The 23,837-nt window shown below is 67.5% G+C and carries 18 protein-coding genes; 1 reads left to right on the forward strand and 17 read right to left on the reverse strand.

The window, feature by feature from the left end:
* Positions 1-29: 29 nt before the first annotated feature.
* From J0J10_RS22975 to xdhA, 7 genes are read right to left on the reverse strand one after another with little or no spacing between them, the layout of a single operon-like run.
* Positions 30-1,106, reverse strand: coding sequence for a BMP family ABC transporter substrate-binding protein (locus tag J0J10_RS22975; RefSeq protein WP_291649509.1), 1,077 nt, complete (start codon positions 1,104-1,106; stop codon positions 30-32).
* Between the two features lie 30 nt (positions 1,107-1,136).
* On the reverse strand, positions 1,137-2,060 hold the full coding sequence (locus tag J0J10_RS22980) for an ABC transporter permease (RefSeq protein ID WP_291649510.1): 924 nt from the start codon (positions 2,058-2,060) through the stop codon (positions 1,137-1,139).
* A complete protein-coding gene (locus tag J0J10_RS22985; protein WP_291649511.1) occupies positions 2,057-3,139 on the reverse strand; it encodes an ABC transporter permease in 1,083 nt (360 codons plus the stop codon). Before J0J10_RS22985 ends, J0J10_RS22980 begins: the two co-directional genes overlap by 4 nt.
* Positions 3,126-4,685: an ABC transporter ATP-binding protein gene (locus J0J10_RS22990; RefSeq protein ID WP_291649512.1), complete on the reverse strand. Its 1,560-nt coding sequence runs from the start codon at positions 4,683-4,685 to the stop codon at positions 3,126-3,128. Before J0J10_RS22990 ends, J0J10_RS22985 begins: the two co-directional genes overlap by 14 nt.
* The gene (gene xdhC / locus J0J10_RS22995; RefSeq protein ID WP_291649513.1) at positions 4,669-5,535 is read right to left on the reverse strand and encodes a xanthine dehydrogenase accessory protein XdhC; all 867 of its coding nucleotides are present in this window, start codon (positions 5,533-5,535) and stop codon (positions 4,669-4,671) included. Before xdhC ends, J0J10_RS22990 begins: the two co-directional genes overlap by 17 nt.
* Positions 5,532-7,859, reverse strand: coding sequence for a xanthine dehydrogenase molybdopterin binding subunit (gene xdhB / locus J0J10_RS23000; RefSeq protein WP_291649541.1), 2,328 nt, complete (start codon positions 7,857-7,859; stop codon positions 5,532-5,534). The genes xdhC and xdhB overlap by 4 nt, the downstream gene beginning before the upstream one ends.
* A gap of 22 nt (positions 7,860-7,881) precedes the next feature.
* A complete protein-coding gene (gene xdhA / locus J0J10_RS23005) occupies positions 7,882-9,357 on the reverse strand; it encodes a xanthine dehydrogenase small subunit (RefSeq protein WP_291649514.1) in 1,476 nt (491 codons plus the stop codon).
* 116 nt (positions 9,358-9,473) lie between these two features.
* Between xdhA and guaD the strand changes: the two genes are divergently transcribed.
* Positions 9,474-10,790: a guanine deaminase gene (guaD, locus tag J0J10_RS23010; RefSeq protein ID WP_291649515.1), complete on the forward strand. Its 1,317-nt coding sequence runs from the start codon at positions 9,474-9,476 to the stop codon at positions 10,788-10,790.
* A gap of 56 nt (positions 10,791-10,846) precedes the next feature.
* Here guaD and J0J10_RS23015 read toward each other — a convergent pair whose 3' ends face one another.
* From J0J10_RS23015 to J0J10_RS23060, 10 genes are all read right to left on the reverse strand, one after another.
* Positions 10,847-11,704 carry a D-amino-acid transaminase gene (locus J0J10_RS23015; protein WP_291634181.1) on the reverse strand — a complete coding sequence of 286 codons (858 nt, stop codon included), beginning with the start codon at positions 11,702-11,704 and terminating at the stop codon, positions 10,847-10,849.
* A 129-nt stretch (positions 11,705-11,833) separates the two neighbouring features.
* Complete coding sequence (locus J0J10_RS23020; protein ID WP_291649516.1) at positions 11,834-13,429, reverse strand: ABC transporter ATP-binding protein; 1,596 nt, start codon at positions 13,427-13,429, stop codon at positions 11,834-11,836.
* 1 nt (position 13,430) lies between these two features.
* Positions 13,431-14,552 carry an ABC transporter permease subunit gene (locus J0J10_RS23025; RefSeq protein WP_291649517.1) on the reverse strand — a complete coding sequence of 374 codons (1,122 nt, stop codon included), beginning with the start codon at positions 14,550-14,552 and terminating at the stop codon, positions 13,431-13,433.
* 4 nt (positions 14,553-14,556) lie between these two features.
* Positions 14,557-15,477: an ABC transporter permease subunit gene (locus J0J10_RS23030; RefSeq protein ID WP_291649518.1), complete on the reverse strand. Its 921-nt coding sequence runs from the start codon at positions 15,475-15,477 to the stop codon at positions 14,557-14,559.
* 193 nt (positions 15,478-15,670) lie between these two features.
* Positions 15,671-17,290, reverse strand: a complete 1,620-nt coding sequence (locus J0J10_RS23035) for a peptide ABC transporter substrate-binding protein (protein ID WP_291649519.1) — start codon at positions 17,288-17,290, stop codon at positions 15,671-15,673.
* Between the two features lie 203 nt (positions 17,291-17,493).
* Positions 17,494-19,785, reverse strand: coding sequence for an NADP-dependent malic enzyme (locus J0J10_RS23040; protein ID WP_291649520.1), 2,292 nt, complete (start codon positions 19,783-19,785; stop codon positions 17,494-17,496).
* A gap of 141 nt (positions 19,786-19,926) precedes the next feature.
* Positions 19,927-20,943 (reverse strand): ABC transporter ATP-binding protein, encoded by a 1,017-nt coding sequence (locus J0J10_RS23045; protein WP_291634192.1) that lies wholly within the window; start codon positions 20,941-20,943, stop codon positions 19,927-19,929.
* Positions 20,940-21,923 carry an ABC transporter ATP-binding protein gene (locus tag J0J10_RS23050; RefSeq protein ID WP_291649521.1) on the reverse strand — a complete coding sequence of 328 codons (984 nt, stop codon included), beginning with the start codon at positions 21,921-21,923 and terminating at the stop codon, positions 20,940-20,942. Before J0J10_RS23050 ends, J0J10_RS23045 begins: the two co-directional genes overlap by 4 nt.
* 2 nt (positions 21,924-21,925) lie before the next feature.
* The gene (locus J0J10_RS23055; protein WP_291649522.1) at positions 21,926-22,852 is read right to left on the reverse strand and encodes an ABC transporter permease; all 927 of its coding nucleotides are present in this window, start codon (positions 22,850-22,852) and stop codon (positions 21,926-21,928) included.
* Complete coding sequence (locus J0J10_RS23060; RefSeq protein WP_291649523.1) at positions 22,849-23,826, reverse strand: ABC transporter permease; 978 nt, start codon at positions 23,824-23,826, stop codon at positions 22,849-22,851. The genes J0J10_RS23055 and J0J10_RS23060 overlap by 4 nt, the downstream gene beginning before the upstream one ends.
* Between the last annotated feature and the right edge of the window lie 11 nt (positions 23,827-23,837).

A 23,837-nucleotide genomic window follows, 5' to 3' on the forward strand; every position in this document is an offset into this window, starting at 1 on the left:
CCGAGCATGACGCTTACTCGATAGCAGCCTCAGGCCTGCACGCCGTCGACATACCAGTCCATCTTGGACAGCATCTCGTCGCTGGCGGTCTCGCCGGCCTTCAGGCGCAGCGTGCCCTTCTGGTCCTTGAGCTCGCCGGTAAAGGGGTGGAACGTGCCGGCGATGATGCCCTTCTGGACCTCGTCGGCTGCGGCCCGGGCCGCCGGCGTCATCGCCGCGTTGTAGGGCGCCATCTTGACCATGCCTTCCTTGAGGCCGTGCCAGACGTCGCCGGTCTTCCAGGTTCCGTCCATGACCTCCTTGACGCGCTTGATGTAGTAGCCCGACCAGTCGTCGACGATTGCGGTCAGATGCGCCTTCGGCGCGAAGGCGCTCATGTCGGAAGCCTGGCCGAAGGCGAACACGCCGCGCTGTTCAGCTGCCTGCAGCGGGGCGGCGGAATCGGTGTGCTGGGTGATCATGTCGGCGCCCTGGTCGATCAGCGCCTTGGCCGCGTCGGCCTCCTTGGCCGGATCGTACCAGGTCGAGGCCCAGATCACCTTGGTCTTGAAGTTCGGGTTCACCTTCCTGGCGGCGAGGTGGAAGGCGTTGATGCCCATCACCACTTCCGGGATCGGGAAGGAGGCGACGTAGCCGGCCTGGCCCGATTTCGACATGTGCCCGGCGATGGTGCCGAGGACCGCGCGGCCCTCATAGAAGCGGGCATTATAGGTCGCGACGTTCTCGGCGCGCATATAGCCGGTGGCGTGCTCGAACTTGATCTTAGGGAACTGCTTGGCGACCTGGATCGTCGGGTTCATGAAGCCGAACGAGGTGGCGAAGATGATCTGGTTGCCGGCCTGGGCGAGCTGGCGGATGGCGCGCGCCGCGTCCGGCCCCTCGGCCACGTTCTCGATGAAGCTGGTCTTGATCTTGGCGCCGTACTCCTTTTCGAGCGCCAGTCGGCCCTGGTCATGGGTCCAGGTGTAGCCGTGGTCGCCGATCGGGCCGACATAGACGAAGCCGACGCCGAGCGGCGCCTGCGCCTGGGCTCCCCCGATGAGCGGCAGCGCCGAGGTCGCGGCAGCGCCGGCCAGAAGCGTCCTGCGGGTGATGATGGTCGACATTGTCTGTGCTCCCCGTTGTCGGTTTCGGCGCTAGGGCGCCGGGAAAGGCTTGCCAAGGCAGGCGGGCGCGTTGCGGCCGCCGGTTCTCGTTCCTAGCGACATCATCGTCAGAACCACAATGGTCGCAAGGTAGGGTGTCATCGCCAGCACCTCCGGCGCGACCCAGTTGATGCCGGCGGCCTTGGCTTGCAATTCGAAGGTCGCGACGGCGCCGAAGAGATAGGCGCCGAGCAGCAGCCGTCCCGGTTTCCAGGCGGCGAAGACGACGAGGGCGAGCGCGATCCAGCCGCGTCCGGCGGTCAGCCGGTCGGCCCACATCGGCGTCAGCGCCAGCGAGAAATAGGCGCCGCCGAGCCCGGCGAGCGCGCCACCGAAGCCGGTCGCGGCGGCCCTGATAGCGAGCACGCGATAGCCGATGGCATGGGCGGACTCGGCGTTCTCGCCGACGGCGCGCAGGATCAGCCCGGCCCGCGTGCGCCGCAGGAACAGGCTGACCGCGAGAACCAGCAGCAGCGAGAGATAGACCAGGGCGTCATGGCCGAAGACCAGGCGCAGCCATGGATGCGCGGCATAATCTGCCGGGAAGAGCGGTCCGAGCCGCTGGATGGTGCGGCCGACATAGCCGGCGCCGAACAGCGAGGAGACGCCAATCCCGAAGATGGTCAGCGCGAGCCCCGTCGCGACTTGGTTGGAGCCGAGGCCGAGCGTCAGCAGGGCGAAGATCATCGCCGCCAAGAGGCCGGCGACTGCCGCGGCGACGAGGCCGAGCGTGACGCTGCCGCTGCTGTAGGCGACCGCAAAGCCGGTCACCGCGCCGCAGAGCATCATGCCCTCGACGCCGAGATTGAGAACGCCGGCCTTCTCGGTGACGAGCTCGCCGAGGCCCGCCAGCAGGATCGGCGTCGCCGCCGCCGCCAGCGTCATGAAAATCGAGACGAGGATGACGCTGGTCATGGCGCAACCTTCGCGTGGCCGCGCCGGAAGGCGAGCCGCCAGCGCACCAGCACGTCGGTGGCGAGCAGGAAGAACAGCAGCATCGCCTGGAACATGCCGGTCGCCGCCTGCGGCAGCCGGACCGTGCTCTGCGCGATCTCGCCGCCGACATAGGTCACCGCGAGGACGAGGCCGCCGAAGACGATGCCGATCGGCGAAAGCCGTCCGAGAAAGGCGACGATGATCGCGGTGAAGCCGTAGCCGACCGGAAATTGCGGGGTGAGCTGGCCGAAGGGACCCGCCGCTTCGAACAGCCCGGCCAGGCCCGCGAGCCCGCCGCTGGCGAGCAGGGCGGCCCAGGTGATGCGGTTCGCGTCGAAGCCGCCATGGCGGGCGGCCGCTGGCGCCCGCCCCACGACCCTGACCGCGTAGCCGGCGACTGTCCTGCCCAGAACGAACCAGGCGGTGAGCGCCAGCAGCAATGCGACGGGAACGCCGAGATGGACCAGCGAGCCCTCCGCGATGGCGGGCAGCACCTGATCGCCGCTGAACATCTTGGTCTGCGGGAAGTTGAAGCCGTCTGGGTCCTTCCACGGGCCACGTACGAGGTAGTACAGGAACTGGACGGCGACATAGCTCAGCATCAGGCTGGTCAGGATCTCGCTGACCTGCAGCCGGACCTTGAGGAAAGCGGGGATCGCGGCCCAGGCGGCGCCGCCGATGACGCCGGCCAGCGCCATGGCGGGCAGGATCCACCAGCCGGTCATGTCATGGGTGAGCAAGGCGACGCCGGTGCCGGCGATGGCGCCCATCACATATTGCCCCTCGGCGCCGATGTTCCAGACATTGGCCCGGAAACCGATGGCGAGGCCGAGCGCGATGATCACCAGCGGCGCGGCCTTGACGCCGAGATCGGCCCAGCGCTGCGGTTCGAGCAGCGGCGTCAGGAAGATCGCCTTGACCGCGTGAAAGCCGTCATAGCCGATCGCGCTGAACACCAGCATGCCGGTCAGCATGGTCAGGGCGATAGCGATCAGCGGGCTCAGATAGAGCATCGCCCGGCTCGGTTCGCTGCGGCGGCGCCATTCAAGCATGGGCATGGTCCGCTGCTACCGCCTCGCCATGGACGCCGCCCATCAGCAGGCCGATCTCCTCCAGCTTAAGCCCGGCGACCGGCCTGGCTTCCGAAAGCCGGCCCTCATTGATGACGCAGAGCCGGTCGGCCAATTCGAGCAGCTCGTCGAGGTCCTGCGAGATCACCACGATCGCCGAGCCCCTGGCGGCGAGATCGACCAGCGCCTGCCGGATCGCGGCGGCGGCGCCGGCATCGACGCCCCAGGTCGGCTGCTCGACGACCAGGACCTCAGGATTCTGGCCGATTTCGCGACCCATGATGAACTTCTGCAGATTGCCGCCGGAGAGCGCGCCGGCGAGGGCGGCGGGGCCGGTGGTGCGAACGTCGAAGCGCTGGATCACCTCGCGCGCATAGGCGTCGACCGCGCCTTGCCGGATCAGGCCGGAGGGCGCCAGCGGCAGCCGATGCCGCGCCGTCAGCACGACATTGTCGGCGAGCGAGAAATCCGGCACTGCGGCGTGACCGTTGCGCTCCTCAGGCACGCAGGCGAGTCCGGCGGCGCGGCGCCGGCCGGCATCGGCATGACCGAGCGCCTGCCCGTCGAGCTTGACGGCATCGTTCGAGGCGGTGCGGCGCTCGCCCGACAGAGCCAGCAGCAGCTCGGCCTGTCCATTGCCCGCGACGCCGGCGATACCGAGGATTTCGCCGGCATAAGCGGTAAAGCCGATGGTCTTCAGGTCGGTGCCGAAGGGCGGCTCGCCCGGCATGTTCAGTCCGCTGACGACGAGGCGGGCTCGGCGCGCCTCGCCGGTTCCCGCGGGACGCTCGATGCTTTTCAGCTCCGCTCCGATCATCAGCTCGGCCATGCGCCGGGTCGATTCCGTGCGCGGATCGCAGGTCGCGACGACCCGGCCGGCCCGCAGGATGGTCGCGGCCGAGCACAGCGCTTTGATTTCGTGGAGCTTGTGGCTGATGTAGAGGATCGAGCAGCCCTCGGCGGCGATCTGGCGCAGGGTGTCGAACAGGCGCTCGACCTCCTGCGGGGTCAGCACCGAAGTCGGCTCGTCCATGATCAGGAGTTTTGGCTTCTGCAGCAGGCAGCGCACGATCTCGATGCGCTGGCGCTCGCCGACCGAAAGCGTGTGCACCTCGCGATCGGGATCGAGCGGCAGCGAATAGCTGTCGAGGATCGCCTTGATCCGCCGTTTCAGCTCTTCCGCCGGAACCTTCTCGTCGAGCCCGAGCGCGATGTTCTCCAGCACCGTCATGCCGTCGAACAGCGAGAAATGCTGGAACACCATGCCGATGCCGAGCTTGCGGGCGGCCTTGGGCGAGGGGATTTCGACTGGGTGGCCGTCCCAGCGGATTTCGCCCTCGTCGGCGCGCTGCACGCCGTAGATGATCTTGACCAGGGTCGACTTGCCGGCGCCGTTCTCGCCGAGCAGGGCATGGATCTCGCCGGGGCGGACACCGAAGCTGATGTCCTGATTGGCCTTCACGCCCGGAAAGCTCTTGGAGACATGGGCGAGCGCCAGACGTAAGGAGGCCGTCTCGTCAGGCGGCTGCGTCATGGGCGGCTCGGCCTTTCTCTGGCAGGGTGGCGTCCTTCCCCGCGAAGGCCGCCTTCTCGCCAAGCAACCAACGTACCAGCTCGGCCGCCGTCAAGGCCGCGATCACCTCCGGACGCTTGTCATGCACATCCGATCCACCGATCGGGCAGGTCAGGCGCGTCAAAGCCGTGCTTCCGGGATGCCGGCGGCGGAAGCTCGCCTCGAAGCGGGCGCGTTTCGTGCCTGAGCCGATCATCCCGACATAGGCCGCATCGCCGCGCAGAAGCGCCGCCTCGGCCAGCCGGTAGTCGAGCGGATGGCTGTGGGTCAGGACGATGAAGGCAGCGCCGGCATGCGCCGTGACGAGCGCCTGCTCGGGATCGTCGAGATGGAGGCAGGAAATGGCCTCGGGCAGGTCCGCGAACTGGTCAGGGCGGTCGTCGATCAGCGTCACTGCCAAGGGCAGCAGGGAAAGGCAGTGCGCGAGCGCCCGGCCGGTATGCCCCGCGCCGAAGATCAGCACCTGCGGCCGGCTGGCAGCCGCTTTCGTCTCGCTCGAGCGCAGGGCGGCGAGGTCGGCGGGGATGGCGCGCGTCAGCAAGACCTCGACGCGCCCGCCGCAGCACTGGCCCATTTGCGGGCCGAGCGGCAGGTCGATCCGGCGCCGATCCTCGCCGGTCGCCAGCATCTCGCGGGCGAGGTCGAGGCAATGGAATTCGAGCTGCCCGCCGCCGATCGTGCCGGCGCTGTCATGGCTGCCGACGATCATCGTTGCGCCGGCCTCGCGCGGCGTCGAGCCCTGCGCGCGTTCGATGCGGACGATGATCGCGCCTTCACCGAGCTGCCTGCCGAGAAAATCGGAGAGCGTCATGATGCGCCCTCCGCGGCTGCAGCCAGGGCCCGCACCCGCTCGACCGCGTCGAGCACGCGCTCGGGCGTCGCCGGTGCGTCGAGCTTCGGACAGAAGCGATGCTCGCCGACGCTGGCGACCGCATCCGACAGAGCGTGCAGCACGCTGATCGCCAGCATCAGCGGCGGCTCTCCGACCGCCTTGGAGCGGTGGATCGTGTGCTCGCGGTTCGGAGCGTTCTCCAGCAATGCGACGTTGAAGATGCGCGGGCGGTCGGAGGCGACGGGGATCTTGTAGGTCGAGGGCGCATGGGTCCTAAGGCGCCCCTTCTCGTCCCAGACCAGCTCTTCGGTGGTCAGCCAGCCCATACCCTGGACGAAGCCGCCCTCGATCTGGCCCTTGTCGATCGCCGGGTTCAGCGAGTTGCCGCAATCATGCAGGATGTCGACGCGCTCGACCTTGTACTCGCCGGTCAGCGTGTCGATCGCGACCTCGGAGGCCGCCGCGCCATAGGCGAAATAGTAGAAGGGGTGGCCGCGCCCGGCCTTGCGGTCCCAATGGATCTTCGGGGTGGCGTAGAAGCCCGTCGCCGAGAGCTGGACGCGGGCCATGTAGGCCGCCTTGACCAGCTCGACGAAGGCGATCTCGCGCGCCCCGATCTGAACCCGCCCAGGCAGGAAGACGATTGCCTCTGGCGCCTCCTGCCAGCGCTCCGCGGCGAAAGCCACGAGCCGCTGCTTGATCGTCTCGCAGGCGTCGAGCGCGGCCATGCCGTTGAGGTCGGAGCCGGAGGAGGCGGCGGTCGCCGAGGTGTTCGGCACCTTGCCGGTAGTGGTCGCGGTGATCCTGATCTTGTCGAGGCCGATGCCGAAGGCCTGGGCCACGACCTGCGCCACCTTCTGGTAGAGCCCCTGGCCCATTTCTGTGCCGCCATGGTTCAGCGAGATCGTGCCGTCGGTATAGACATGCACCAGCGCGCCGGCCTGATTGTACCAGGTCGCGGTGAATGAGATGCCGAATTTCACCGGGGTCAGCGCGATGCCGCGCTTGATGACGGGGCTCTCGCGGTTGAAGGCGCGGATCGCCTGCTGCCGCTCGCGGTAATGGCAGTCGCGTTCCAGCTCGTCGATCACCTCGCCGGCGATCATGTCCTCGACCTGCTGGTGATAGGGCGTCGTCAGCCGGTCCTCGCCGCCATAGAGATTGCGCCGTCTCACCTCCAGCGGGTCGAGCCCGGTGGCGTAGGCGACCTCCTCGATGAAGCGTTCGGCCCCGACCATGCCCTGCGGCCCGCCGAAGCCGCGGAAGGCGGTGTTCGAGACCGTATGCGTCCGTAGAGGCTCGGAGCGGGCCCGTACTGCCGGGTAGAAATAGCAATTGTCCATGTGGAACAAAGCGCGGTCGGTGACCGGGCCGGAAAGGTCGGCATTCCAGCCGCAGCGCGCCGCATAGACGGCGTCGACCGCATGGATGCGCCCGTCATCGTCGAAACCGATATCGTAGTCGACGACGAAGTCGTGGCGCTTGCCGGTGATCACCATGTCGTCGTCGCGGTCGGGCCTGAGCTTCACCGGCCGCCCGAGCTTGCGGGCGCCGAGCGCCGCGACGCAGGCGAAGAGATTGGCCTGCGTCTCCTTGCCGCCGAAGCCGCCGCCCATGCGCCGGACCTCGATCGTCACCGCATGCGCGCCGACGCCGAGCACGGAGGCGACCATGTGCTGGACCTCGCTCGGATGCTGGGTCGAGGAGTGCACGAGCATGTCGCCATCCTCGCCGGGAATGGCGAGGGCGATCTGGCTTTCGAGATAGAAGTGATCCTGTCCGCCGATCGCCATCGCGCCCTTGAGCCGGCGCGGGCTCGCCGCGAGACCGGCCGCGACATCGCCGCGTTCGAGCTTCAGCGGCTCGGTGACGAGTTCGCCGCCTGCGGCGCGCGCCGAAGCGACGTCGAGCAGGGGCGCAGCTTCCTCGTATTCCGCTTTCGCCAGCGCCGCGGCATGCCGCGCCTGCTCGCGGGTCGTGGCGATCACCGCGAAGAGCGGCTGGCCGTGATGCAGGATCCTGTCCGTCGCGAAGACTGGCTCGTCATGCTTGTGCGTCGAGGAGATATCGTTCTCGCCGGGGATGTCGGCGGCGGTCAGGACTGCGAGGATGCCGGGCGTGGCTTCGACCGCCGACAGGTCGAGCGATAGCAGCCGGCCATGGGCGATGCTGGAGAGGCCGAGGCAGGCATGGGCGGTTCCCGCCGGCTCCAGGATGTCGTCGACATAGACGGCCTCGCCGGCGACGTGCTTGTCGGCTGAATCGTGCTTCAGCGGCGAGCCGACGACCGGCCGCGTCTCCATGGCGTCGAGCCGCTTGCGTGCGTCAGCCATGGGCGGCCTCCGCCAGCAGGCCAGCCACCCGGGTCGCGGCTTCGGGAGCGGTCGTTTCGAGCAGGAAACGCGTGAGCAGGTTGCCGGCGACCTTGAGCCGGTAGCCGGCCGAGGCACGCATGTCGGTGAGCGGCGTGAAATCCTGCGCCAGCGCCGCCTTGGCCGCCGCGACGGCCTCGGCATTCCAGTGGCGGCCGAGCAGGGCCGCTTCCGCCGCTTTCGCCCGTTTCGGGATGCCGGCCATGCCGCCGAAGGCGAGGCGGGCTTCGACGATGCGGTTATCGGGGTCTCGGCGCAGGAAGAAGGCGCCGCACAGGGCCGAAATGTCCTCGTCGAAGCGCTTCGAGATCTTCGAGACGTGGAACAGCGCATCGGCCGGCAGTTTCGGTACCAGCACGGCTTCGACGAACTCGCTCTCGCGCCGGTCCTGCTTGCGATAGTCGAGGAAAAAAGCTTCGAGCGGGATTGTCCGGTGTTCACTGCCTTGGCGCAGCACCAGCGTCGCTCCCAAAGCGATCAGCGCGGGTGGCAGGTCGCCGATCGGCGAGCCATTGGCGATGTTGCCGCCGATCGTGCCGGCATTGCGCACCTGTTCGCCGCCGAAGCGGCGCATCATTTCGTCGAGCTGCGGAGAGATGGCTGCGAGCGCCTTGCGCACGGCGACATGGTTCGCCATCGCGCCGAGGCGCAGCTGGTCGCCTTCGTCGGAGATGGCGCGCAGCGCCTCGATCCGGCCGAGATGGATCACGGGATCGAGCCGGCGCATGCCCTTGGTCACCCAGAGCCCGACATCGGTCGCGCCGGCGATCAGCGTCGCCTGCGGGTGGGCGGCGACGAGCTCGGCGAGGGCTTCCGTAGTGGCCGGGGCGTAATAGCGTCGCTCGCCGTCGCCTATCGCCACAGTCTGTCTGTCACGCAGTTCGGCGAGGCGGGCGGCGATACCGGCCTGCGCTGCGACGAAGCGGTCCTGAGAGCGGTCGGCCGCAGCCGCCCGCAGCCCGGCCGCGATGATTGGTTCGTAGCCTGTGCAACGGCAGAGATTGCCGGCGAGCGCGTCCTCGATGCGCGCGATGGATGGTGCCGCCTCGTTCAGCCAGAGTGCGAACAGCGACATCACGATGCCCGGCGTGCAGAAGCCGCATTGTGAGCCATGGCAGTCGACCATCGCCTGCTGCACGGGATGAAGCGTGCCGTCCGCGCCTTTCAGATGCTCCACCGTCAGGAGCTGGCAGCCGTCCAATGTCGGGAGGAAGCGGATGCAGGCATTGATCGCCTCGTAGCGCAGATGGCCCTCGTCGAGGCGGCCGATGACGACGGTGCAGGCGCCGCAATCGCCTTCGGCACAGCCCTCCTTGCTGCCGGTGCGGCGCCGGTCGAGCCGGAGCCAGTCCAGCACCGTCCGGGTCGGATCGCAGCTTGCGATCTCGACCAGCTCGTCGCCGAGCAGGAAGCGGACGGTTTCACGCATGGCAGCCCCGTCGAGAGCAAATCGCGAACATGCCCTGAGATTAGGCATGTTCGTCGCTTGGCCGGAAGCTTTGATTTGGTGCAGATAAGATAGGTATCGGCGCCGGAGTGTGCAGGTTGAGCAGGCAGGATGCGGTCCGCGCCCTGAGGGGCCGGCTTCTCTGGTTCGTCGGCGATCCCCATGGCGCCGGCGCGGCCGCGCATCGCTATGTCGAGGACGGGCTGCTGATCGTCGAGGGCGGGCTGATCCGGGCGGCCGGGGAGGCGCGGGCGCTGCTGCCGACCCTGCCGGCGGGGGCTGACATCATCGACCATCGCCCGCATCTGATCATGCCTGGCTTCATCGACGCCCATATCCACATGCCGCAGACGCAGGTGATCGCCTCCTATGGCGCGCAGCTGATGGAGTGGCTGAACAAATACACCTTCGTCGAGGAGCAGAAGCTCGAGCAGCAGGGCCATGCCGAAAAGCTCTCGCGCTTCCTGCTCGACGAATTGCTGGCGAGCGGCACCACGACCGCGGCGGTCTATTGCTCGGTGCACGAAAAATCGGCGGAGGCGTTCTTCGCCGAATCGCATCGCCGCAACACAAGGATGATCGCCGGCAAGGTGATGATGGACCGCAATGCGCCGCCGGCGCTGACCGACACGGCCGAAAGCGGCTATGCCGAGAGCAAGGCGCTGATCGGCCGCTGGCACGGCAAGGGCAGGCAACTCTACGCGATCACGCCGCGCTTCGCCGTGACCTCCTCGCCTGAGCAGATGGCGGCCTCGCAGCGCCTGGTCGCGGAGCATCCAGGCTGCTTCGTCCAGACCCATATCAACGAGAATCGGGCCGAGATCGCCTTCGCCAGGGAGCTCTATCCAGAAGCCGCCGACTATGCCGGCATCTACGAGAATTACGGCCTGCTCGGTAAGAAGAGCCTGCTCGGCCACTGCATCCACATGACCAAGCGCGAATGGCGCGCCTTCGCCGAGCATGGGGCGGTCGCCGTCTTCTGCCCGACCTCGAATCTCTTCCTCGGTTCCGGCCTGTTCGACTGGGGGCGGGCCCGGCGCGAGGGCGTCAAGGTCGCGCTCGCCACCGATATCGGCGGCGGCACCTCCTATTCGATGCTGCGCACCATGGCCGAGGCCTACAAGATCCTGCAATTGCAGGGGCAAAGCCTGTCGGCCTTCGAGGCCCTGCACGCGATCACGCTGGGCAATGCGGTGGCGCTCGGCCTCGACCAGCTGATCGGCTCGTTCGAGCCCGGCCGTGAGGCGGATGTCGTGGTGCTCGATCCCGCCGCGACGCGGGCGATGGCGCACAGGCTTGAGACAGCGCGCGATCTCGCAGAGGAACTCTTCGTGCTGGTTACGCTCGGCGACGAGCGCAACGTGGTCGCGACCTATGTGATGGGCGAGCGTGCCTCCGGATGTTCAACACATTGAAAAATTGTTGAACATCCGGACGACGGACGGCGATGTGAACGCTGACGGATAGTCAATCAGCCGAGCGCGCCGCCCTTGCGGGCATGGTCGAGATAGATTTCGCGCAGGCGGAGCGTCGCCGGTCCCGGCGCGCCATTGTGGATGCTATGGCCGTCGATCGTGGTCACCGGCATCACCAGGCTGGTCGCCGAGGTGATGAAAGCCTCCTCGGCGTCGAGCGCTTCGGCCAGCGTGAATTCGCGCTCCTCGAAGGAAAAGCCGCTCTCGGCGAGGAAGGCGAGCACGGCCTTGCGGGTGATGCCGGGCAGGACCTTGTTGGAAAGCGGGCGCGAGATCAGCGTCTTGCCCTTGACGATCCAGGCGGTCGACGAGGCGCCTTCGGTGACGACGCCATCCTCGATCAGCCAGGCTTCCTGCGCGCCGTTCTCGGCGGCGAACTGCTTGGCCAGCACCGGCCCGAGCAGGTTGACGCTCTTGATGTCACGGCGGGCCCAGCGCAGATCCGGCGTGCTGACCACCTTGATCCCGGTCTTGACCTGCGGGATGTCGGCGAACTGGCGCGCCTGGGTGAACAGGACGATCGTCGGCTTGATGTCCTTCGGGAAGGCGAAGTCGCGGTCGGCGGCGCCGCGCGAGACCTGCAGATAGATCGAGCCCTCGTCGAGCTTGTTGCGGGCGATCAGCTCCTGATGGATCGCGATCAGTTCGTCGCGGCTCCAGGCCAGCTTCAGGCCGATCTCGTTGCAGGAGCGCTCCAGCCGGATCAGATGGGCCTCGCAATCGACGAGTTTGCCGCCGAGCACGGCCGAAACCTCGTAGATGCCGTCGCCGAAGATGAAGCCGCGGTCGAAAATCGAGATCGTGGCGTCTTCCTCGGGAAGATAGGCGCCATTGACATAGACAGTACGGCTCATCGCTCGGGTCTCTTGCTGGGTGGACAAAGGCGCACCTTTCCTATCCGAGCGGAGCTGGCGATGCGAGAGGGCAGGCCGTGTTACCGCTCGGCGCCAGGCGCAGAGCGCGGCCCTTACGGGACTTGCGTCTCAGCACTTCAGCGCCGCTGCGATCAGGCGCTGTGTGTAGCTCTGCTGAGGCGCCTCGAAGATCGCCTCGGTCGACCCGCGCTCGACCACCCGGCCATCCTTCATCACCATGACCTCGTCGGACATCGCCCGAACCACGGAAAGATCGTGGCTGATGAAGAGATATGACAGGCCGTGCCGTGCCTGCAGCTGCTTGAGCAAAGCGACAATGCTCGCCTGAACCGTGCGGTCGAGCGCCGAGGTCGGCTCGTCGAGCACGACCAAGGCCGGGTGCAGAATCATGGCGCGGGCGATCGCGATACGCTGGCGCTGGCCGCCTGAGAACTCGTGTGGATAGCGGTTGCGCAGGGCGGGCTCGAGCGCGACCTCGGCGAGCGCGTGCGCGGCGCGGCGCTCCCGCTCGGTGCGCGACAGGCCGGGCTCATGGACGAGCAGCCCTTCGGTGACGATCTCGCCGACGGTCAGCCTGGGCGAGAGTGAGCCGAACGGGTCCTGGAACACCAGCTGCAGGCTGCGGCGCAGCGGCCGCATGGCAGCCCGGTCGAGCCCGGTCAGTGCCCGGTCCTCGAAGCGTACCAGCCCGCCCGCCGGCACCAATTGCAGGACCGCCCGGCCGAGCGTCGACTTGCCCGAGCCGGATTCGCCGACGATACCGATGGTCTGGCCGCGCTGCAGCGTGAGATCGACGCCGTCGACGGCGTGCAGCACCGCCTTGTGCCGCCCGAACAGGCCCCGTGAAAGGTCGAAGGTCACGCGCAGGTCGCGGGCTTCGAGCAGGATCGGCGCATCAGCGGGAGGAGGGGCCTTGCGGCCATGCGGCTCGGCCGCGAGCAGGGCGCGGGTATAGGGGTGCACCGGCCGCTCGAAGATCGCCGAGGTCGTGCCGCTCTCGACGATCTCGCCAGCCTTCATCACATGGACGCGCTCGGCATATTTCCTGACGAGGCCGAGATCATGGCTGATCAGGATCACCGCCATGCCGAGGCGCTGCCTGAGCTCGGCGATCAGCGCCAGGATTTCGGCCTCTATGGTGACGTCGAGTGCGGTGGTCGGCTCGTCGGCGATCAGGATGTCGGGATCATTGGCGAGCGCCATGGCGATCATCACGCGCTGGCGCTGGCCGCCGGAGAGCTCATACGGATAGGAATCGAGCCGCCGCTCCGGCTGCGGGATGCGCACCAGCGTGAGCAGTTCGAGCGCCCGCGCCCGCGCCGCCTTGCGCGACAGGCCTTGATGCCGGCGCAGCGGTGCGGCCATCTGCGCCCCGATCCGGAACAGCGGATCGAGCGAGGTCATCGGCTCCTGGAAGATCATGGCGAGCTTCCTGCCGCGATAGGCGTTGAGTCTGGCCGGGGAGAGGCCGAGCAGCTCGGTTCCGCGATAGCGGATCGAGCCCGAAGCCTCGCCATTGCTGGCAAGCAGCCCCATCGCCGCCATCACGCTCTGGCTCTTGCCGGAACCGGATTCACCGACGATGGCGACGAACTCGCCGGCTGCGACGTCGAGGTCGATGCCGCGCACCGCCTCGCACGGCCCGTCATTGGTGCGGAAGCGAACCTTGAGGTCGCGGATGGCGAGGACGGATTCGCTCGCCATCTCAGCGATCCCTGGGGTCGAGCGCATCGCGCAGGCCGTCGCCGAGGAAATTCAGTGCGAACAGGGTGGTCACCAGGAAGACGGCCGGGAAAACGAGCATCCAGGGCGTCGCCTGGATCGCGCGCGCTCCGTCCGAGATCAGCACGCCCCAGCTCGTCATCGGCTCCTGCACGCCGAGGCCGAGGAAGGAGAGAAAGCTCTCGAGCAGGATGACCTTCGGCACCAGCAAGGTGACATAGACGATCACCGGGCCGAGCGTGTTCGGGATGACGTGGCGCTTCAGGATGCCGCCGGTGGAGACGCCGAGCGCTTCGGCTGCCAGCACATAGTCCTGGCGCTTGATCGAGAGCGTCTGGCCCCGGACGATCCGGGCCATGTCGAGCCATTCGATCGCGCCGACGGCCAGGAACATCAGGATGAAATTCCGGCCGAAGAACACGACCAGCAGGATCACCAGGAAGATGAAGGGCAGCGAATAGAGCACGTCGACGATGCGCATCATCACCATGTCGATGCGCCCGCCGAGATAGCCGGCGGTGGCGCCATAGACGACGCCGATCACCAGCGCGACGCCGGTGGCGAGCAGCCCGATGGCGAGCGAGACGCGGCCGGCGACCAGGGTCCGGGTCAGGAGGTCGCGGCCATTGCTGTCGGTTCCGAGCAGGAAATGCTGGCGCTTGATCGGCACGGCCAGCGCGAGCCGGCGGCCATCCTGCTCGCTCGCGAGGAGCCGCGGCGTGCCGAACTGGTCGGAGCGGTCGAAATAGACCAGCAGGCGCTGGTCGATCGGTCTTTGCGCCGTCAGGACCAGCCGGACCTCCTGCGCTTCCACCGTGATCTCGCTCGACGTCGCCCTTATGCGCGAGGCGATGCGCTGTACGGCGGCCGGCAGCGCCTCGGCCTTCGGATAGGCCGAGAGGCTGGCGGGCACGCGGACATAGTCCTGATAGACCCGGTCGTAAGGGTGGCCGGTGAACCAGGGCCCGAAGCTGCAGATCAGCGTCATTAGCGCCAGCACGACGAGACTCGCGACCGCGGCGCGATTGCGCAGCAGGCGGATGCGGGCATCCTGCCAGAGCGTGCGGCCGGCGGGCGGGGCGGGGAGTGGTACGGCCTCGCTCATCGGCTCAATCCAGCCGGACGCGCGGGTCGAGCAGCGCGTAGAGGATGTCGACGACGAGATTGAAGACGAGCACGAAGATGGCGACGACGACGACCGTGCCCATCACCAGCGTGTAGTCGCGATTGAGCGCGCCTTCGACGAAATAGCGCCCGATGCCGGGAATGCCGAAGATCGTCTCGACCACCACCGAGCCGGTGAGCAGGCTCGCCGCCGCCGGGCCGAGATAGGAGATGACCGGCAGGGCGGCCCCGCGCCCGGCATGCAGGGCGATCGTCGCGCCAGAGAGGCCCTGCGCCCGCAAGGTCCGGATATGGTTGGCGCGCAGCGTCTCGATCATCGCCGCCCGCGTCATCCTGGCGATCACGGCGATCTGCGGCAAAGCGAGCGTCATGATCGGCAGGACGGTGTTGCGGAAGGCGCCGCCGTTCCAGCCGCCGACCGGAAGCCAGGCCAGGCTCAGGCCGAAGACGATCTGCAGGACCGGCGCAACGACGAAATTCGGAATGGTGATGCCGGCGGTGGCGAAGCCCATCACCGCATGATCGGCCCCACCATTCTGGCGGAAGGCGGCGAGCGCGCCGAGCGGGCCGCCGATGGTGAGGGCGAGCAGGAGCGCCGAGGCGCCGAGCCGCATCGAGACCGGCAGCCCCTGCGCGAACAGTTCGGCGATCGAGAAATCGCGGAAATAGAAGGAGGGGCCGAAATCGCCGCGTAGCAGGGCACCAAGATAGGTCAGGTACTGGGCGTGAAGCGGCTGGTCGAGCTGGTAGATCCGCCGCAGGTTCTCCATCACCTTGGCTTCGAGCGGCTGTTCGAGATCGAACGGCCCGCCCGGCGCGAGCCGCATCAGGAAGAACGAAAGGGTGACGATCACGAACAGGGTGGGGATCGCGGTGGCGAAGCGGCGCAGGATGTAGGTGAGCATCAGATTGCGCCGGGATGCCCGCCATTCTTCCCTTTCCCCTCTGCGGGAGAAGGTGGCCCGAAGGGCCGGATGAGGGGTCGCTCAGGTCTACCCGTCATGCTCGCCCTTGTGGCGAGCATCCACGTCTCGAACACCGCGCTCGTCACGGGAAGACGTGGATGGTCGGGACAAGCCCGACCATGACGTGCGTCGGTCACGGCTTCAGGCTCATGAACCGCGTCGGCAGCGCGCCGCGCAGATTCTGCTGGAAGCCGACGAGCTTCGGCGAGACCAGGTTCTTCGAGGAGTAGTACATCAGCGGGATCCAAGGCATCTCGGCCGCGAGAATGGCGTCGGCCTCGCGCAGCACAGCGGCGCGCTTGGCGAGATCGAGTTCGTCGGCGCCTCGCTGCAGCAGCGCGTCGAATTTCGGATTGGCATATTTGCCGGAATTGAAGCCCTTGTTGTCGCTGAGGAACAGGAACAGGAAGTTCTGCGGATCGGAATAGTCGCCGATCCAGCCATAGCGGGCGATGTCGAAATCGCCGCCGTCGCGCAGCAGGGCGAAATGAGTCTTGCCGTCGGTGTTGATGAAGCTGGTCTCGACGCCGAGCACCTTCCACTGCTCGGCGATGGCGATCATCGTGCGGCGGTTGTTGTCGGTGGTGTTGTAGCGCAGCTGCACCCGTAGCGGCATCCCGGGACCGTAGCCCGCGGCGGCGAGCAGGCGCTTGGCCTCCTCCTCGCGGTCGAGCGGCGAGACGCTCTTGAAGTCGGCCTCGGCGCGCTCGCCGTAGTTGCCGATATTGGGCGGGATCACGCCATAAGCCGGCAGCATGGTGCCGCCCCAGATCTCCTCGGCGATGAACTCGCGGTCGATTACCAGCGACAGCGCCCGGCGTACGCGCAGGTCGTCGAAGGGCTTCTTCGCCGTGTTCACGATCAGGAAATAGGTCCCGAGATAGGGCGCGACCTTGACCTGATTGCCGAGCTTCTCGCGCAACTGCTGGATCTGGTCGGCCGGAATGTCGGTCGTCATGTGCAGTTCGCCGGCCTGGAAGCGGCGCGCGGCGGCGGCGAGGTCGGAGGCGGGATAGTACAGGATCGTGTCGATCTGCACATTCGCCGCATCGTGGAAGTTCTTGTTCTTCTCCATCTTGATGTGGGAGTTCGGCACGAACTCCTTCAGCGTGTAGGCGCCGTTGGAGACCCAGTTCTCCGGCTTGACGAAGTCCTTGCCGAATTTCTCGACGGAGGCCGGATGCACCGGCAGGCCGGTCTGGTGCGTCAGCAATTCCAGGAAATAGGGCGTCGGCCGCTCCAGCTTGATTTCCAGCGTCGTGTCGTCCGGCGCTTTGACGCCGAGCTCGTCGAGGCCCGCGCCTTCGCCCGATTTGTTGATCTTCTCGGCGTTGAGGATGGGGTAGAGGATGTTGGCGTATTTCGCGCCGGTCGCGGGATTGATGATCCGCTTCAGCGAATAGACGAAGTCGCCGGCCTTGACCGGATCGCCATTCGACCATCTGGCGTTGGCGCGGAGCTTGAATGTGTAGCTCTTGCCGTCCTCGCTCATCGTCCAGCTCTCGGCGACGCCGGGCACGACATTGCCGCTGATATGGTGGATGACCAGCCCCTCGGAGAGGTCGCGCAGCAGATGCGCCTCACTCACCGTCGAGGTCTTGTGGGCGTCGAGCGTCTCGGGGTCGCCGTCATTGCCGCGATGGAAGACCACTTCCGCGAGAGCCGTTCCGCCGAGGCCGCAGGCGAGGCTGGCGGCAAGGGCGAGAGGCCGCAGCCGGCGCAGGAGCGGCGACTGACGCGTGAAGGTTTTCATGAGCGCTCTCCGAAGCTTAGCCGGACGGGCCCCTTTCCCGCTCGTACGGGAAGTATGGGCCGATCCCGAGGCCGGAGCCAAGGAGGAAAACGGGGGCTTCAACTGTTCTTCGAGAGGTGTCGGCGGGTGCCGAAAAGCACCCGCGCGGTTGGCGGGAGGCAGGAGGCCGGGCGGGTGAACCAGCCCGGCTTGCTGTTCGCGTTTCAGCCCTTCTGGCCGCGCCCCTGCGCCTCGACCACCGCGACCGCGGTCATGTTGACCACGCCGCGCGAGGTCACCGAACCCGTCAGGATATGCACGGGCTTGGCCGCGCCGATCAGGATCGGGCCGACCGGCAGCGCGTCGCCCAGCACCTTGGCGAACTGATAGGCGATGTTCGCCGCGTCCAGATTCGGGAAGACGAGGACATTGGCGACGCCCTTCAGCCGCGAGGAGGGCAGGACCCGGTCGCGGATCGCCGCCACCAGCGCTGAATCGGCCTCCATCTCGCCGTCGCATTCAAGCTCCGGCGCGCGCTCGCGGATCAACCCCAGCGCCTTGCGCATCTTCATCGAGGAGGGGGTGTCGGCCGCGCCGAAATCGGAATGCGAGAGCAGGGCGATCTTCGGCTCGATGCCGAAGCGCTCGACATGGCCGGCCGCGAGCACGGTCATGTCGGCGATCTCCTCGGCCGTCGGATCGTGCTTCACATGCGTGTCGGTGAGGAAGAAGGCGCCCTTGCTGGTGATGATCAGGGTCATCGCCGCGATGTCGCTGACGCCGGGCTCGAGCCCGATGATGTCGCGGATATGGCGCAGCCGCGAGAGGAAGCGGCCTTCGAGGCCGGTGATCATCGCGTCGGCCTCGCCGCGCACCACGGCGAGCGCCGCGATCACCGTGTTGTTGGTGCGCACCAGCGAGCGGGCGGCTTCCGGGGTGATGCCGCGCCTGCCGGCGATGTCGAGATAGGTCTGGACATAGTCGCGATAGCGCGGGTCGTCCTCGGGATTGATCAGCTCGAAATCGATGCCGGGCCGGATCGTCAGGCCGAAGCGCGCGATACGGGCCTCGACCACGCTCGGCCGGCCGATCAGGATCGGCACCGCCAGGCCTTCCTCGAGCGCCACCTGCGCCGCGCGCAGCACGCGCTCATCCTCGCCCTCGGCGTAGACCACCCGCTTCGGGTCGGCCTTGGCCTTGGCGAAGAGTGGCTTCATCAGGAAGCCCGAGCGGAAGACGAAGCGCGACAGGTCCTCGCGATAGGCCTCGATATCGATCAGCGGCTTCTTGGCGACGCCGGTGATCATCGCAGCTTCCGCGACCGCGGGCGCGATCCGCAGGATCAGGCGCGGGTCGAACGGGTTCGGGATCAGCGAGGTCGCGCCGAAGGTCTGGGCCTCGCCGCCATAGGCTCGCGCCGCGATGTCCGAGGTCGCCTCGCGTGCCAGCGCGGCGATGGCGCGTACCGCGGCGAGCTTCATCGCCTCGTTGATCGTCGTCGCCTGCACGTCGAGCGCGCCGCGGAAGATGTAGGGGAAGCAGAGGACGTTGTTGACCTGGTTCGGATAATCCGAGCGGCCGGTGCAGATCATCGCGTCCGGCCGGGCGGCCAGCGCATCCTCGGGCGTGATCTCCGGATTGGGATTGGCGAGCGCCAGGATCAGCGGCTTCGGCCCCATGCGCTTGGCCATGTCCGGCTTCAGCACGCCGGCCGCCGAGAGGCCGAGGAAGACGTCGGCATCGCCGATCACGTCGGAAAGGGTGCGGGCGTCGGTCTCCTGGGCGTAGACCTCCTTCCAGCGGTCCATCAGCGTGTTGCGGCCCTTGTGGACGACGCCTTCGAGATCGGTGACCCAGATGTTCTTGCGCTGCGCGCCGAGCGAGACCAGGAGGTTGAGGCAGGCGAGCGCGGCGGCGCCGGCGCCGGAGACGACGATCTTGACGTCGGCGATCTTCTTGCCGGCGAGATCGAGCCCGTTGAGGACGGCGGCGCCGACGATGATCGCCGTGCCGTGCTGGTCGTCATGGAAGACCGGGATGTTCATCCGGGCCTTGAGCTGCTCCTCGATCTCGAAGCATTCGGGGCCCTTGATGTCTTCCAGATTGATGCCGCCGAAGGTCGGCTCCAGCGCCGCGACGACCTCGACGAACTTCTCCAGATTGCGCTGGTCGACCTCGATGTCGAAGCAGTCGATGCCGGCGAACTTCTTGAACAGGACGGCCTTGCCTTCCATCACCGGCTTCGAGGCCAGCGGGCCGATGTCGCCGAGGCCGAGCACGGCGGTGCCGTCGGTGATGACCGCGACGAGGTTCTGGCGCGAGGTCAGCTCGGCCGCCTGGCTGGGATCGTCGACGATCGCCTCGCAGGCCGCGGCGACGCCCGGCGAATAGGCGAGCGCGAGGTCGCGCTGGTTGCCGAGCGGCTTGGTCGCCTGGATCTCGAGTTTTCCGGCCCGCGGCTGGCGATGATAGACGAGGGCGCCAGCGCGAAGGTCGGCCGACAGGGTGCTCTTCATGGTTCCGATTCCCCAGGCGTACGCCCGGCGCAACCGGCGCCGGGCTGTTCGGAGGTCGCCCGTAAGCCGGCCCGCGTCAAGCTGCGAACCGGCAATAATCCTTGTTCAGAACGTCCTGGCCGGAACTGGGTGGGCCAGGCTCTAGGCGGCGAGCGCCCCGACCCCGCCATCATGGAGATGGCAGGCGGCGACATGGCCGGGCGCGATCTGCTTCAGCACCGGCCGCTCGGCCTTGCAGCGCGGCCCGGCCATCGGGCAGCGCGGATGGAAATGGCAACCCGGGGGCGGGTGCAGGGGCGAGGGGATCTCGCCCTTCAGCGGCGCGAAACGCTTCTTGCGTGCCGTGATCGAGGGCACATTGGCAAGCAGCGCCTGGGCGTAAGGGTGCTGCGGCCCCTTGAACAGTTCGCTCGCCGGCGCCGCCTCGACGACCCGGCCGAGATACATGATCACCACCCGGTCCGAGAGGTGCCGGACCACGCTGAGATCGTGGCTGATGAACAGATAGGTCAGGTTGAGCTCGTCGCGCAGCTTCATGAAGAGATTCAGGACCTGGGCCTGAATCGAGACATCGAGTGCGGCGACGCTCTCGTCGCAGACCAGGAATTGCGGGTTCACCGCCAGCGCCCGGGCGATGCCGATGCGGGCCCGCTGCCCGCCCGAGAACTGGTGCGGATAGCGCCGGCGATAGCTCGGATCGAGCCCGACCCGCTCCAGCATCTCGACGACATAGGCGTCCTGCTGCGCCTTGCCGACGAGGCCATGCACGACCGGGGCCTCGCCGACGATGTCGGTGACCCGTAGACGCGGGTTCAGCGAGGACATCGGGTCCTGGAAGATCATCTGGATCGCCAGCGTCGCGGCCCGGCGCTGCTGCGCGTCCATCTCGTCGGTGAACTGGCCGCGCCAGGACACCCGGCCGGCGCTCGGCGGGTGGATGCCGGCGACGACGCGTCCGAGCGTCGACTTGCCGCAGCCGGATTCGCCGACCAGCCCGACGACCTCGCCCTGGGTCACCGAGAGATCGACCCCGTCGACCGCATGCACCACCTGCTCGGTGTAACCGGCCCCCAGCAGGTTGGCGAATTTCGAGGCGGCGTCGAGCGGCTTGACGAAACGCTTGGAGACGCCGTCGAGGGTCAGGATCGGCGCGCTCATGCCGCGACTCCGGCGAGGTTCAGCGGGTGATGGCAGCGCACGCCGCGCTCACCCGGGAAGGCGGTGACGGCCGGTGCCTGGGCGAGGCAATCGGCCTGCGCAAAATCGCAGCGCGGCGCGAAGGCGCAGCCCTGCGGCAGCCTCGCCAGCGACGGCGTCGAGCCGCGAATCTGGCGCAAGGGGGCGCCGGGCTCACCCTCGGCCGGCAGCGAGCCGAGCAGGCCGCTGGTATAGGGATGGAGGGGCGCGTCGAGGACGGGATCGACCGCGCCGGTCTCGACGATGCGACCGGCATACATCACCGCGATCCGGTCGGCGAGGCCGGCGACGACGCCGAGGTCATGGGTGATCCAGACCAGAGCCGTGCCGGTCTCGGCGCAGAGTGACTGCATCTCGGCCAGGATCTGGCTCTGGATGGTGACGTCGAGCGCGGTCGTCGGCTCGTCGCAGATGATCAGGGGCGGGCGGTGCAGCAGCGCGATCGCGATCGCGACGCGCTGGCGCATGCCGCCGGAAAACTGGTGCGGATAGGCGTTGAGCCGCTCCTCGGGCGAGGGGATGCCGACCTTGGCGAGGGCGTCGCGGGCGCGCTCCCGCGCCGCCTTGTGCGAGACCCTGTCATGGGCGGTGACGGCCTCGATCATCTGCGTGTCGACGCGCAGCACCGGGTTCAGCGTCATCATCGGGTCCTGAAAGATCATTGCGACCTCGCGGCCACGCACTTTCCGGAAGCCCTCCTCGTCGAGTCCGACGAGCTCCTTGCCGTTGAGCCTGATCGAGCCCTCGACGATCTTCCCGGGCGGGTCGATCAATCCCATGATCGAGAACCCGGTGACCGACTTGCCCGAGCCGGATTCACCGACGAGGCCGAGCACCTCGCCGCGGTCGACATGGAAGTCGACGCCGTCGACCGACTTCACCGTGCCGGCACGGGTGAAGAAATGGGTCTTCAGGCCGGAAACTTCGAGAACAGGCGCCATCCTCACTTCTCCAGCCGCGGGTTGAGCACGTCGCGCAGCCGGTCGCCGACCAGGTTGATCGAGACGATGGTCAGGAGCAGCGCGATGCCGGGGAAGACCGAGATCCAGTACTTGCCGGAGAGCATGTACTGGAAGCCGTTGGCGATCAGCACGCCGAGCGAGGGCTCGGTCTGGGGCAGGCCGACGCCGAGGAAGGAGAGGGTGGCTTCCAGCGAGATCGCATGCGCCGTCTGCACGGTAACGATGACGATCACCGGGGCGAGGCAGTTCGGCAGGATGTGCCGGAACACGGTGCGCGCGTGGGAAAGGCCGAGCGACTGGGCCGCCTCGACATATTCCTTGCGCCGCTCGACCAGCGCCGATCCGCGCACGGTGCGGGCGTAATAGGCCCATTGCACCATCACCAGCGCGATGATGATCTTGTCGACGCCCTTGCCGAGCCCGGCGACCAGGATCAGCGCGACCAGGACCGAAGGCAGCGAGAGCTGCAGGTCGACGATGCGCATGATGATGTTCTCGGTGCGCCCGCCGGCATAGGCGGCGATCAGGCCGATCGCCATGCCGACGCCGGCGGCGAGGATGCCCGAGAAGGCGCCGACCATCAGCGAGATGCGAAGGCCGTAGAGGATGCCTGAGAGCAGGTCACGCCCGACGCCGTCGGAACCGAGCCACATGGTGAAGCCCTCGCCGGCGACGTCGCCGGGCGGCAGGCGCGAATCCATCACGTCGACGCTGGCGAGGTCGTAAGGATTCTGCGGCGCGATCAGGGGCGCAGCTAGCGCCAGCAGGACGATGAGGGCGAAGAGGCAGAGACCGAAGGTCGCGAGCCTGTCCTCGAAGAAGGAACGGGCGAAGCGCCGGAACGGCGTCTCCTCCTTCGCTTCGACCGGCGGGGCGGAAGCGGCGGTGGGCAGGGTCGCCTCGCTCATGATGTGGCCTCCGTCAGGCGCACGCGTGGATCGAGCGCGGAATAGATCAGGTCGACCAGGAGGTTGATGGTGACGAACAGCACCACGACAACCATGACATAGGCGACGATAACGGGCCGATCGAGCCGGGTGATCGCCTCGAGCAGCAGGCGGCCCATGCCGGGCCAGGCGAAGATCGTCTCCGTCACCACCGAGAAGGCGACCAGCGAGCCGAATTCGAGCCCGAGCACGGTGACGATCGGGATCATGATGTTCTTGAGGATGTGGACGCCGATGATCCGGCTCTGCGACAGGCCCTTGGCCCGCGCGAATTTGACATAGTCCATCAGCGCCGCCTCGCGGGCGCCGGCCCGGGCGAGACGGATCACCAGCGAGATCTTGAGCAGAGCGAGGTTGAGCGCCGGCAGGGCGACATGCTGCCAGCCCTTGAGCGAGAGCAGCGAGGTATCGATGCCGAGGATCGAGACGGTCGGCCCGCGCCCCGTAGCCGGCAGCCAGCCGAGGCTGACGGCGAAGGTCAGGATCAGCATCAGACCGACCCAGAAGGTCGGCAGCGAGAAGCCGAGGATCGAGATCGCCATGATCAGCCGCGAGATCCGGCTCTCGGGCTTCAGCCCGGCATAGAGGCCGAGTGGCAGGCCGATCACGATCGCCATGAAGAGGGCGACGAAGGCGAGCTCCAGCGTCGCCGGCATACGGTGCAGGATCAGCTTGATCGCCGATTCGCCATGCACGAAGGAGCGGCCGAGATCGCCCTGGACGGCGTTCTTCAGGAAGATCAGGAATTGTTCCCAGATCGGCCGGTCGAGACCGAGCGCCCGCGCCGTCTCGGCAATCTGCTGCTGGTCCATCTCCGGCGAGATCAGCATGTAGACGGGATCGCCGACGACGTTGACGCCGAAGAAGACGATCACGAGCATCGCCGCGATGACGAAGAGCGCTTGCGCCAGGCGGCGCAGGACGAATGCGAGCATGGTCCGGGACC

This window comes from Allobosea sp., assembly GCF_017308075.1.
Classification (GTDB): Bacteria; Pseudomonadota; Alphaproteobacteria; order Rhizobiales; family Beijerinckiaceae; genus Allobosea.